Raw genomic sequence first — 12,460 nt, forward strand, 5'->3', positions numbered from 1 at the left:
ACACACACGAGGAACGGGAAGAGCGCGAACGATTCGAAGCCTGCCGTCGGGAAGCTCTCAGAAGGAAAACCGAAACGCACGAGGCCGAAGAAAAAGAATACGTGCAACCGGCCTCTGCTCACGAAGCCGATAAAGACCCGCAAGAAGACTACACGACAGCCGGGTCCGGAATCCCGGCACACACCCCGCAGCCCTTATCGCCCCTATTCGGGAGCATCTGGTGCGGCACTCCTGCCGGTAATCCCATTGGCGAACCTGCCCCCGGATTCCATCGATCCTCTTTCGATTGCAACAGAAGAGAATAAATCTGACGGGTGGAGGGTGAACCCACACAATCCGTTCCGATGAGTAAAACAATGGGAACTACCTTTCGCCACCGATCCGATGTAAATAGGAGAGAAAAGTTTTATAAACCCCTTCAATAAAATCCGATCGGCTCTCTCACCAGCCTAATAAGTTAAAAAAATAAAACATACTTTCAAATATTCGACTCACTCCATTTCAAATCTACGAAACTTTCGTAGATTTGCGAAACAATCGTAATAATAACACATGGAAAAACTGACACATCAAGAAGAAGAAATAATGCTCGTCATCTGGAAAAAGAAAAGAGGCATTATCAAAGATTTCCTAGAACAGCTGCCCGAACCGCAACCGCCCTACACGACAGTCGCTTCAATTGTCAAAAATTTGGAGAAAAAAGGATTTCTGTCGAGCGAGAAAATAGGCAATACCTATTTATATATTCCACGAATAACCCAAACCGAATATAAGAAAAAATTCTTATCGGGAATCGTAAAAAGCTATTTTTCAAATTCCTATAAAGAGATGGTCACATTCTTCGCCCACGAACAAAAACTCTCGGAAGAAGACTTGCGGCAAATCATCGAAATGATTGAACGAGGTAAAAGCTAACCCATAAAAACTGAAAACATGGCTTTCTTACTATATCTACTACAAATAAACATAGCACTAAGTCTATTATATTTATGCTATAAAGTTCTATTCTCGCAAAATACATTTTTCGGGTTAAGAAGGCTCATACTCATCAGTATCGTGTTATTCTCCACGACCTACCCGTGGTACGACATTCCCGACATCGACCCTATTATTCCGGCCCATCTGCAAATTACACTTCCCGAAGTACTTTACAGCATGGAAGAAACAGTCCCCCAGAAAGCCTTTGACATATACCCGTTGATAGCTTATCTATACGGAGGAATATGCTCGCTATTCTTGTTACGCATGTTTTTGAGAATAGCTTCGATAATAAAACTGCGGGCAAATGGAAAGCTCCGTATCATCGGGGAGAGCCATATAATCGTCTGCGACGAAAACATACAACCCTGTTCCTTCTTCCGATGGATATTTCTTCCTCATTCCATTTTGCAAAATAAAAACACGCTCACAAGAATACTCCGACACGAAAATACACACATACGACAATTACATACCATAGATGTCCTATTAGGCGAAAGTATGGCAGCATTATGTTGGATAAATCCGTTAAGCTGGTTATTGCTGAAAGAAATCAGACTGAATCTCGAATATATGGCCGACGAGGCTGCGATTCCCGACGAACAAGAAAAAAAGACATACCAATACCTGTTACTCGACATTTCACAATCGAATAACGAACTCCCTTCCGCAATACCGTTCAATTACTCTTTTTTGAAAACCCGCATTCGCATGATTAACCGGAAGCGATCACAAACGACATCTGTATTCAAATATCTGCTGATACTACCCCTTTTCTTGGCTATCGTAACTGCCAACCAATGCTGTACAGACCAACAACCGCTTCAATCCGAAATTGAAAAAGTATTCCCCAAACCCTCGGAAGTTCAAACGAAAGATAGCTCGACAACCGCTTCCGAAACATCGGAAACTCCCCTCGAAGTCGCGGAAATCATGCCCGAATTTCCCGGCGGAACCGAAGCGTTGCTCTCTTTTATCAAAGACAATCTCGAATACCCGCAAAAAGCTATCGACGAACAAACCGAAGGACGGGTAATCATACGATTTGTCGTAAACAGCAATGGAGAAATATCCGATCCCACAATTCTCAAAGGCATAAACAAAAATCTCGACCAAGCCGCCATAGATGTTATTAACAAACTACCCCGTTGGAAACCGGGACAGCAAGACGGACAACCCGTAAGTGTACAGTTCACCCTTCCCATCGTTTTCAAATTAACCTGATATATTCACTTAAAAAATTTAGACACATGAAAAAGACATTATTATCCTCGATGATTATCATCTTAATGGGTTTGCTCGGAGCTTGTAGCTCCAATACCTCGGACAAAACGAGTCTGCCGGAACAATCGGTATCGGAAAACGAAACGGCAACCCCGGTCGCAATCGAAGTCCCCGACACGCTTGGTAAAACATACGATGCCGTAGAAGTCATGCCCGAATTTCCCGGCGGAACCGAAGCGTTGCTCTCTTTCATCAAAGGCAACCTCAAATATCCGCAAAAAGCTATCGACGAACAAACCGAAGGTCGGGTAATCGTACAATTCGTTATCGATAAAACCGGGAAAGTATCGAGCCCCGAAGTCATTAGAGGCGTAACCTCGGAACTTGACAAAGCTGCGTTGGACATCGTCTCGGCACTCCCCGACTGGAAACCGGGTGAACAAGACGGACAAAAAGTAAATGTGAAATATACACTGCCCGTAGTCTTTAAGTTGATATAACGGGAATGCCGAGCCAATAGATTTATCTCTGAAAATACGATACGGTTCGAGGGGAAAACTCGAACGAACGGGGTTTTCCCCTCGAACCATACATACATAACTTTTGCACAATATACCCCCTTTCCGCTTATGAAAAAATTACTTTGCTTTATCGGTCTTTTTCTGGCTCTATTCGCCTTGAAAAGTCATGCCGGTATTCCCGGCGGAACCATACCATTTATCTTTGACAGTCATTTATATCTTCAAGTAAGGCTGAACGACACCATTCCCGTCACTATTATCTACGATACGGGCGCCGACTTTCTATACCTCGATGAAGATTATTTGAAACTGAATAATCTGCAAAATGCTTTCGGGAAAAAAGGAACAGCAAGAATGGGAGGTGCAGGTAACAACGAGCCCCAATCCGTCGACATCTTCATCGAACCTGTTAAAATCCACTGTGGAGAATTAAATTATCAAAACAAGATAACCCCGGTCATTAAATTGCGTGATATTCTTGGAAAGCACACCGATGGCTTGCTGGGCAATACCCACCTGTTAAATACGCCTTTGGAGATTAATTTCAGTGAAAGCTACATCAAGCAATTAAAAGAACCGCTTTCGGCCGACTCGCTTGACCGTTACCACAAACTCGAAGCTCGATTCAAAGACAACCGCATCGATGTGAAAGCCAATCTGCAAATCGATTCCGCAAATACGGTGGAAGGCTGGTTTAGAATGGATTTAGGAAGTGGCTCCACAATCACTCTTTCAAATGAAACGACATCTGCGTTAAACCTTGCCGGCATACGCAAAGCCTACTTCGAAACACAGGCCGGGGGAATAGGAGGAAGTTCCGAGGAATTTGAATTAAGAGCCGAAAAATTCGGTATGGTCGATACGCTCGAAAATCTTGTAATAGACTGCTCTCTCAATAAGAAAGGCGCATTGTCATCGGGCAGGCCCTATGTGGGCATCATCGGCAATGAAATTTGGTCGCTCTACGACATTATCTTAGATCCCGTTCATTCCTCCGTATGGGTAAAACGAAACGATAATGAAGGCTCCTATTCCCGATCTTCCGTCACGCATATGGCCGTTATCGACCGTACGGACATTTGCGAAGGTTGGATTATCAACGGACTTTATAAAAGTGGAATCGCAGAACAGGCCGGTATTGAAATCGGAGACATAATTATAGCTATAAACGACCGGCCCGTTAAAGAAATAACTTGGGAAGAACAGCGAAAAGGGTTAGGTCTCAACGGCAAGACAGAATACACGATAAAGAAAAGAAACGGTGAAATAGTCACTTGCGTCCTATACATTCGTAATCAAATCATCTGACCTGTAAGGTTGCGGAAAACAGCCTATTTTTTCATTCGATATAGAAATTCAAACGCACGGCACAAGAACAAAACGAGGAACTGTAGAACAAAATTATTAAATCTGCAATGAACGGAGGGTTACTCTTAAACTCCTCCTCTGTGTTTTGCACTGCAAAATATAGGGGAGGTGTCCGAAGGACGGAGGGGTTAGAAAAATATCGACAGTGACAGTAACAAAATCAAGTATCACCCTCTCCCCCTACCTGTCCCGTAGCATGGCGGGGTATCACACTGCGATATAGAGGGAGCAGGTTTAATGCCTTTCGGCCCGCGAAGCATCTATCCGCAACAAAACGAACAACAAAATAGTAAATCCCCACAGCGACGACCCCCCATAACTGAAAAAAGGCAAAGGTATACCGATAACAGGGCACAATCCTATAACCATACCGATATTCACCGCCAAATGAAAAAACAATATCGAGACCACACAATAAGCATATACCCTTCCAAAAGCAGAATGCTGCCGTTCTCCGATAGCTATAAGTCTGAATATGAGCGTGACGAAAAGAACAATCACACCCACAGCTCCCCAAAAGCCCTCCTCCTCACCAATGGTACAAAAGATAAAGTCGGTATCTTGCTCCGGCACATATTTCAATTTCGTTTGAGTCCCATTCAGAAAACCTTTTCCCAAAAAGCCCCCCGAACCGATGGCGATTTTCGACTGGTTCACATTATATCCCGCACCGCGCAAGTCCTCCTCCATGCCCAGTGTCACTTTAATCCGTTTCTGCTGATGAGACTCCAACACTTCATTGAAAGCATAATCCACAGAAAACAGGAAAATGACCGATACGACAGCCGTTGCCAAGATAGTAAGAATCCTCAACGAACGAGTCGAGAAGTAAAGAAGCACCAGATAAACGACGACGGCGGCCGTAGTCCCCATACAAACATACAAGAGATTAACCGGTACATCGAAATACATCAAAATGCCACATACCGCTCCTACCGCCAAATAACCAAGCATCAAATAACGAGCCGCACGACTGTTTCTCTGATAAAATAACAACATTCCGACCACCACCAAAAGAATAAGTACGAAAACCAACACTTCTCCGGCAGGAATCTCCCCCCATAATACACTCGAATATTTGACGGCAACCACAAAATAGACCACGGCGCAAAGGCCATAGAAAAGGAACAATCCCGATAATCCTTCCCGATACAGAACGAATATCAACGATGCGAAAACCAACGCCGAACCGGTCTCCTTTTGAGCGATAATCAAAACAATAGGCAACAATATGATAAAAACCGCACGGAATAAATCCCGTCTGTTTTTCAAAGAAAACCCATACGTCCCGAAAGACCGAGCCAAAGCAAGAGCCGTGGCAAACTTAGCGAACTCGGCCGGTTGTAAACTGACAGGCCCCAACACCAACCACGAACGGGACCCTTTTATATCGGGGGCTAAAAATATGGTGGCGATAAGCAAAAGTATGATAATCCCGTAGAATAGATAAGCATAAGTTTCATAAACCCGGAAATCCACCATTAAAATCATAAAAGCCAATACGAGCGACAAACCTATCCATATCAACTGTTTTCCCGAACGCTCGGCAAAGTCGAATATACTGGCATTATCGAAATCGTAACTGGCGGCATAAATGCTTATCCAACCGCAAAGAACGAGAATCAGATAAAGAATTACCGTCATCCAGTCGATAGACCGCCATATATTAATGCTTTTTGACCCCACTGTATATGATTGTGTTAGATTGCAACATACGCTCTTCCAAGTATTTCCGCTCCGGTGCAATCTTCCGGTTCAGATACATCTCCATCATCAGACTTCCGATAGGTACACCATACGTAGCTCCGAATCCTGCATTCTCCACATAAACGGCAATAGCTATTTTGGGGTTGTCCATCGGAGCGAATCCCATAAAAGCCGAGTGGTCTTTTCCATGAGGATTCTGTGCCGTTCCCGTCTTTCCGCACACCTCTATACCCGGTATAGCACCTATACGGCAAGTCCCGCCGGTTACAGCCATGCGCATACCCTCTACGACATAATCGTAATAGTGAGAATCGACCATAGTATACTTAGGTGTAGTAAACTCCGGGGAGATAACCGTATCCTGTATCTCCCGAACCAAATGCGGAGTGTAAAAATACCCCCTATTGGCAATCGTTGCCGACAAATTAGCTATCTGCAACGGGGTCGCCAAGACCTCTCCTTGTCCAATCGCGACAGATATAATCGTCAATGCGCTCCATCGATTTTCGCCATATACCTTGTTGTAATAATTACTATTGGGAATAAAGCCTCGACTCTCACCCGGTAAATCCACCCCTAAACGATATCCATACCCCATCGATACCAAATAATCTTTCCAAACATTGAACGCCTTTGCCGGCGATTGATATTTTTTCCGATTATCGACCATCGAACGCAATCCGTAACAGAAAAACGCATTACACGAAGTTTGCAAAGCCGGAAGTAACGATAAAGGTGATGCATGCCCATGACAGCCGACTTTCAACCGTCCCGACACAAACCCATGATAACAGGGATAAAGTGTATGCTCGGTGATGATCCCTTCGTTCAGGAAAATAAGTCCCTGTGTAGGCTTAAATGTCGATCCCGGCGGGTATGCGGCCATCAAAGCTCTATCGAACAAAGGCTTGTACCGGTCTCTATTCAGTTTCAAATAATTTCTACCTCTCTCCCTGCCAACCAGCATGGAGGGATCGTAAGTGGGACTCGAAACCATCGCCAATATCTCTCCCGTAGACGGCTCGATAGCAACGATAGCCCCAATCTTGTTCTGCATTAATTTCTCGCCATAGGCCTGCAACTCGATATCCAACGACAAATTCAGATTTTTCCCCGAAACAGGTGCTACATCATAACGCCCGTCTTCATATCTTCCTTTAACACGGCCATGGGCATCGCGCAGTAAAATCTCCACCCCCTTTTCTCCACGTAAAATATTTTCGTAAGAGCGCTCTATCCCCAAATCTCCGGTGTAATCTCCCCGAGTATAATAACTGTCTTTCTCTATATCTCCGGGAGACACTTCCCGAATATTCCCCAATACATTCGCAGCCACAGGGTAAGCATACTCCCTGAGCATACGGTTTTGAATGAAAAAACCGGGGAAACGATATAGTTTTTCTTGTAACCGTCCATAATCTTGCGCGGACAACTGGGTCATAAAAGTCTGAGGTGTGTATGACGAATAACCGGGATTCAACCTCCGATTTTTCATATCCGCCATGCGCTTATCGAATTGTTCCTTCGTAATCCCCACAGTCCGGCAAAAATCAAGTGTATCGAAAGGGCGAACCTCTCGTACAATCATCATTACATCGTATGCCGGTTGATTAAAAACCAATAACTTTCCATTGCGGTCATAAATAAGACCACGAGAAGGATATTGTGTTTTTTTCAAGAAAGCGTTTCCATCGGCGTGTTGCTTATAGTCGTCGTTCAACACTTGTAAAGAAAACAATCGCACGACATATATGCAAGCAATCACCAACACGATGCCGCCTATCACATATTTACGCCTCTCTAATTTATAGTCTTTTCTCACGTCCCGATTTCGTTAAACTATCCATTCCCAATATCACAAGAAATGTCAATATAGTACTGGCTAAAATACGAACAATTAATCTTCCTATATCGAAAAAGCTAAAAGACTCTATTACGAAAAGGAGGGTACAGAAACAAAGTGAAAATGTAAGCACGTAGCGCACAAACAAAGACATTCCGAAATTGCGTATAGAGGGCTCCGATTCGCTATAATCCTCACCCCTCGGCGTATAAAGATTCAATATCGGTTTTCTCAAAAAGGCAACGACGGTACAAGCCAAAGCATTCATACCCGGCGTATTGCTGAATATGTCGATTACCAACCCAAGAATAAAAGCAAGCGTTAAAGTCCAATTAACCGAGAGCGATAGAGGTAACCTGATTATAAAATAAATATAAAGAAAAGGAATGGCAACTCCCAATAAATGTATATTATTCCCTATCGTAACCTGCAAGAATACGACTACAATAAACAAGAAAAAATATCGTAACCAACTATTCATATCGAGCCTCCTTTTCAAGTTTATCCTGTTCTTCTTTTTGTCGGTTCGATATAATGCGCACATACCCTAAGCCACTAAAATCGGAACTTAGCTCCACACGCAATGTATAGAAATTATCGTCACGCTGCTTTTTATAATCGCTGATTATACCCACCATAATTCCTTCTGGAAACACAGACGAATAGCCGCTCGTGACAATCGTATCTCCCGGAGCAAACTCCACATGCCGAGGCATCTCCTCTAATACGGCGTAACGAGGACTCACCGCATCCCAAACCAAAGACCCGAAATAGTCGCTGCCTTTTACCTTGCAACTGAGACGCAACTTAGGGTTAAGAACCGATATGGCCACGGAATGATGTTCGCCCACAACATTGATAATACCCACGACACCGTTCTGATCGACCACTCCCATCTCCGGCTCTATACCTTCGGCTCGCCCTTTGTCAATCGTTATATAATTGTTTATTTGCGCTACACTGTTATTCACAACACGAGCCACTGCAAAATCATAATCATGAAGTACGGAATCGAAAGGAATCGTATCTTTTCCCACAGAAGACCTATAACGATTCAACTGTTCTTTCAGATTTATTACCTCCATCTCCAACTCTCCGTTTCGTAATTGCAAATCCCTGTTTACTTCTCTCAATCCAAAATATGAAGTTACTTCCGATTGCAAATCATAAACAGCCGATGCCACTTGATTGGCCGACGAGAGATAAATACTGCGCTGATAAGGGTTTCGTCCAACCAACAACACGCAACTTATCGCTACATAAATAGCAAGTACTATCCATGAGCTATGCCTCAATAAAAAATTGATTAAGTTGCGCATTTTCTTATTAATTCTACCACAACGAGTTACAAAAGTTTTTTTTCACTTTTGTAACTCGTCTATTCTAAAAAACGACAAAGCCTGTCGATGTATCTTTTCTGTTACCGAATGAGGAAGGAGAACTGGTCGATATTTTTCAATGCGACGCCTGTACCTTTCGCAACAGCATGTAACGGATCTTCGGCGATGTGGAACGGTATTCCTATCTTATCGGTCAACCGTTTATCCAATCCTCTCAATAAAGCGCCTCCACCGGCCAACCAAATACCGTTACGCACAATATCGGCATACAATTCAGGAGGTGTATGTTCCAATGCATTCAACACGGCAGCCTCGATTTTCGAGATAGACTTCTCGATACAATGAGCTATCTCTTGGTAAGAAATGGGGACTTCCATAGGCAACGCCGTCATACGATTCGGACCATGTACGACATAATCTTCGGGAGGATTATCCAATTCGGTCAAAGCCGAACCCACATTGATTTTGATCAATTCGGCCGTACGTTCTCCCACTTTCACATTATGCTGACGCCCCATATACTCTTGTATGTCGTTCGTCAAATCGTCACCGGCTACCCGTATCGAATTGTTCGACACGATACCACCCAACGAAATAACGGCAATTTCGGTCGTACCACCACCGATATCCACAATCATATTTCCCTCGGGAGCCTGAACGTCAAGTCCTATACCTATCGCGGCAGCCATAGGCTCATAAATCATATATACATCTCGTCCTCCGGCATGCTCCGAAGAGTCGCGCACCGCACGAATTTCAACCTCGGTACTTCCCGACGGAATACCTATTACCATACGCAAAGAAGGCGAGAACCAATGACTTTTGGAGCTAACCATCTTTACCATACCTCTAATCATCTGCTCGGCAGCATAGAAGTCGGCTATCACACCGTCTCTCAAAGGTCTGATCGTGCGTATATTTTCATGGGTTTTACCATGCATCAAACGAGCTTTTTCACCGACCGCCAGCAACTTGTCCGTACGTTTATCCAGCGCAACCACCGAAGGTTCGTCCACCACGATTTTATCGTTGTGGATAATCACCGTATTGGCTGTGCCCAAGTCTATGGCAATCTCTTGTGTGAAAGAAAATAATCCCATATCGGTTATTGATTAAATAATTTATATTAGTGCTTAAAATGCCGTATACCGGTCATTACCATAGCCATGCCGTTTTTATCGCAATATTCTACCGAATCGTTGTCACGAACCGATCCACCCGGTTGAATTACAGCAGTCACCCCGGCCTCATGAGCTATTTCCACGCAATCGGCAAAGGGGAAAAATGCATCCGAAGCCATTACAGCCCCTTGTAAATCGAAATCGAACGAACGAGCTTTCTCTATGGCTTGACGCAAAGCATCTACCCGCGAAGTCTGACCGATACCGCTCGCACAAAGCTGACGGTTTTTAGCCAACACGATTGCATTCGATTTACTGTGTTTTACAATTTTATTGGCAAACAACAAATCTTCCACCTCAGCCGGAGTAACAGCTTTCTCGGTAACCTGCTTCAACTCTTCGGGCTTTTCTCGATACAAATCGCGATCTTGTACCAACACCCCGTTCAGCAACGAACGGAATTGGCGATTCGACGCTTTGAACGGTTTCTGCACGAGAATGATACGATTCTTTTTCTGTTCAAGAACTTCGAGCGCATCAGCCGTATAGCCCGGTGCGATACAAACTTCGAAAAAGATTTTATGCATCTCTTCGGCAGTTTCTTTATCGATCGGGCGGTTCGTTATCAATACCCCTCCGAATGCCGAAACCGGATCTCCTGCCAAAGCAGCTTTCCAGGCTTCCACCAAAGTTTCCCGAGATGCCAAACCGCAGGCATTATTATGTTTCAATATAGCGAATGTCGTATCGTCGAACTCCGAAATCAACGATACCGCCGCATCTATGTCCAATAAATTGTTATAGGAAATTTCCTTTCCATGAAGTTGATCGAACATTTCCTCGAAATTACCGTAGAAGACTCCTTTCTGATGAGGATTTTCACCATATCGAAGAGTCTTGGCATGATTTCCCGCATAGCGGAATGCCGAAGCCTCGTCTCCGTCGAAATAGTTAAATATCGCACTGTCATATCCCGAAGATACGGCAAAAGCCTCTTTGGCGAACCAACGACGATCTTCCAACGAAGAGCTGGCTCCCTTCTCCTTTAACATAGCCAACAACGGAGCATACTGAGCTTTCGATGCGACGATAACGACATCTTTATAATTTTTAGCAGCCGCTCTTATCAAAGAGATACCGCCTATATCTATCTTCTCGATAATAGCACTCTCATCTGCACCCGAAGCCACGGTTTCCTCGAACGGATATAAATCCACGATAACCAAATCGATAGAAGGGATTTCATATTGAGTGATTTGTTGCTGATCGACTTCATTTTCCCGACGGTTCAATATACCACCGAACACTTTGGGGTGAAGAGTCTTAACCCGTCCTCCCAAAATAGACGGATAACCGGTCAGATTCTCTACTGAACCACAAGGAATCCCCAACGACTCAATAAAAGATTGCGTACCACCGGTCGAGATAAAATTAACTCCTTCGGCATGTAAAAGTTTCAAAATTTCGTCTAAACCATCTTTATGAAAAACGGAGACAAGAGCTGTTTTAATTTTCTTATTTTCAAGCATAAAGCATCGCACTATATAATTCGGTTACAAAAATACAAAAATATATAGGTTTAGCCTTGTATAATTCATGAAAGTTTTCATGGAAAAATAAATCTTTTCTATTCGGCTCTTTCTAACGGTGTTATCCTTCCTTTTATGAACAAAACAGTGTTCTTATTCGTTTCGTTTTCCTACACCGCATAGGTCTAAAAAAATGATGTCTTAACTATTCTGCCTATATACGACGAATCAAAAACATAAACTCAAATATAAATTATTCAAAATGCTTATGGAAAAAATAGGAATATTTTACGGCTCAACTACCGGAATTACAGAAAGTGTAGCCTACCGATTAGCCGAACTAATGCATGTAAAAAAAGAAGACATACACGATGTCGCACGAAGCAAACCTTCGGAAATAGGACAATACGAGCTATTATTATTGGGTTCTTCGACATGGGGAAGCGGAGATCTTCAAGACGACTGGTATGACTTCCTCGACGGAATCGAAACCCTCGATCTCAAAGATAAAACCATTGCTTTATTCGGTTGCGGAGACCAATCTATGAGCGACACCTTTTGCAATGCCGTCGGCACAATTTACCATCGACTACAAAAAACAGGAGCAACATTTTACGGAGCTTTCGAAGCAGGAGACTATACATTCGACAAATCGACGGCCTTTATCAACGGCAAATTCATAGGATTACTTATCGACGATGTAAACGAACCCGAAAAAACAGAAAACAGGCTCAATCATTGGGTAGAGCTTCTACAATCGGAATATATTGTAACACAGTAATCACCCTCTTATCTTAAATATATTATTGAGGCGGGTATCGATACCCGC

Annotated in this window: 11 protein-coding genes and 1 pseudogene; 6 read left to right on the forward strand and 6 right to left on the reverse strand. The window is 43.5% G+C overall.

Going from position 1 to position 12,460, the window contains the following annotated elements; genetic code table 11:
* The 5 genes and pseudogenes from QVD32_RS11435 to QVD32_RS11455 all read left to right on the forward strand — a co-directional run.
* Nucleotides 1–305, forward strand: a pseudogene (locus QVD32_RS11435) (hypothetical protein); the annotation flags it as partial.
* A gap of 247 nt (nt 306–552) precedes the next feature.
* Complete coding sequence (locus QVD32_RS11440; protein ID WP_008861035.1) at nt 553–915, forward strand: BlaI/MecI/CopY family transcriptional regulator; 363 nt, start codon at nt 553–555, stop codon at nt 913–915.
* An 18-nt stretch (nt 916–933) separates the two neighbouring features.
* On the forward strand, nt 934–2,202 hold the full coding sequence (locus tag QVD32_RS11445; protein ID WP_021891047.1) for a M56 family metallopeptidase: 1,269 nt from the start codon (nt 934–936) through the stop codon (nt 2,200–2,202).
* Between the two features lie 26 nt (nt 2,203–2,228).
* Nucleotides 2,229–2,702: an energy transducer TonB gene (locus QVD32_RS11450; protein ID WP_021891046.1), complete on the forward strand. Its 474-nt coding sequence runs from the start codon at nt 2,229–2,231 to the stop codon at nt 2,700–2,702.
* A gap of 129 nt (nt 2,703–2,831) precedes the next feature.
* A complete protein-coding gene (locus QVD32_RS11455) occupies nt 2,832–4,031 on the forward strand; it encodes a PDZ domain-containing protein (protein WP_021891045.1) in 1,200 nt (399 codons plus the stop codon).
* Between the two features lie 294 nt (nt 4,032–4,325).
* Here QVD32_RS11455 and rodA read toward each other — a convergent pair whose 3' ends face one another.
* From rodA to purH, 6 genes are all read right to left on the reverse strand, one after another.
* Nucleotides 4,326–5,777 (reverse strand): rod shape-determining protein RodA, encoded by a 1,452-nt coding sequence (gene rodA, locus QVD32_RS11460; RefSeq protein WP_021891044.1) that lies wholly within the window; start codon nt 5,775–5,777, stop codon nt 4,326–4,328.
* A complete protein-coding gene (mrdA, locus tag QVD32_RS11465) occupies nt 5,758–7,620 on the reverse strand; it encodes a penicillin-binding protein 2 (RefSeq protein ID WP_021891043.1) in 1,863 nt (620 codons plus the stop codon). Before mrdA ends, rodA begins: the two co-directional genes overlap by 20 nt.
* Nucleotides 7,604–8,122, reverse strand: coding sequence for a rod shape-determining protein MreD (mreD, locus tag QVD32_RS11470; protein ID WP_021891042.1), 519 nt, complete (start codon nt 8,120–8,122; stop codon nt 7,604–7,606). The genes mrdA and mreD overlap by 17 nt, the downstream gene beginning before the upstream one ends.
* Nucleotides 8,115–8,960: a rod shape-determining protein MreC gene (gene mreC / locus QVD32_RS11475; RefSeq protein WP_021891041.1), complete on the reverse strand. Its 846-nt coding sequence runs from the start codon at nt 8,958–8,960 to the stop codon at nt 8,115–8,117. The genes mreD and mreC overlap by 8 nt, the downstream gene beginning before the upstream one ends.
* Before the next feature lie 101 nt (nt 8,961–9,061).
* Nucleotides 9,062–10,081, reverse strand: a complete 1,020-nt coding sequence (locus QVD32_RS11480; RefSeq protein WP_008861043.1) for a rod shape-determining protein — start codon at nt 10,079–10,081, stop codon at nt 9,062–9,064.
* A gap of 26 nt (nt 10,082–10,107) precedes the next feature.
* Complete coding sequence (gene purH, locus QVD32_RS11485) at nt 10,108–11,631, reverse strand: bifunctional phosphoribosylaminoimidazolecarboxamide formyltransferase/IMP cyclohydrolase (RefSeq protein ID WP_046415908.1); 1,524 nt, start codon at nt 11,629–11,631, stop codon at nt 10,108–10,110.
* A gap of 268 nt (nt 11,632–11,899) precedes the next feature.
* Between purH and fldA the strand changes: the two genes are divergently transcribed.
* A complete protein-coding gene (gene fldA / locus QVD32_RS11490) occupies nt 11,900–12,412 on the forward strand; it encodes a flavodoxin FldA (RefSeq protein ID WP_021891039.1) in 513 nt (170 codons plus the stop codon).
* Nucleotides 12,413–12,460: the final 48 nt, after the last annotated feature.

The organism is Barnesiella sp. (assembly GCF_022723415.1).
GTDB classification, from domain to species: Bacteria; Bacteroidota; Bacteroidia; order Bacteroidales; family Barnesiellaceae; genus Barnesiella; species Barnesiella intestinihominis.

Bases quoted from the DNA above. Each gene is read 5' to 3' on its own strand.
- QVD32_RS11480 (WP_008861043.1), bottom strand. From the start codon at position 10,081: ATGGGATTATTTTCTTTCACACAAGAGATTGCCATAGACTTGGGCACA.
- fldA (WP_021891039.1), top strand. From the start codon at position 11,900: ATGGAAAAAATAGGAATATTTTACGGCTCAACTACCGGAATTACAGAA.
- QVD32_RS11455 (WP_021891045.1), top strand. From the start codon at position 2,832: ATGAAAAAATTACTTTGCTTTATCGGTCTTTTTCTGGCTCTATTCGCC.
- purH (WP_046415908.1), bottom strand. From the start codon at position 11,631: ATGCTTGAAAATAAGAAAATTAAAACAGCTCTTGTCTCCGTTTTTCAT.
- mreC (WP_021891041.1), bottom strand. From the start codon at position 8,960: ATGCGCAACTTAATCAATTTTTTATTGAGGCATAGCTCATGGATAGTA.
- QVD32_RS11445 (WP_021891047.1), top strand. From the start codon at position 934: ATGGCTTTCTTACTATATCTACTACAAATAAACATAGCACTAAGTCTA.
- mreD (WP_021891042.1), bottom strand. From the start codon at position 8,122: ATGAATAGTTGGTTACGATATTTTTTCTTGTTTATTGTAGTCGTATTC.
- QVD32_RS11450 (WP_021891046.1), top strand. From the start codon at position 2,229: ATGAAAAAGACATTATTATCCTCGATGATTATCATCTTAATGGGTTTG.
- QVD32_RS11440 (WP_008861035.1), top strand. From the start codon at position 553: ATGGAAAAACTGACACATCAAGAAGAAGAAATAATGCTCGTCATCTGG.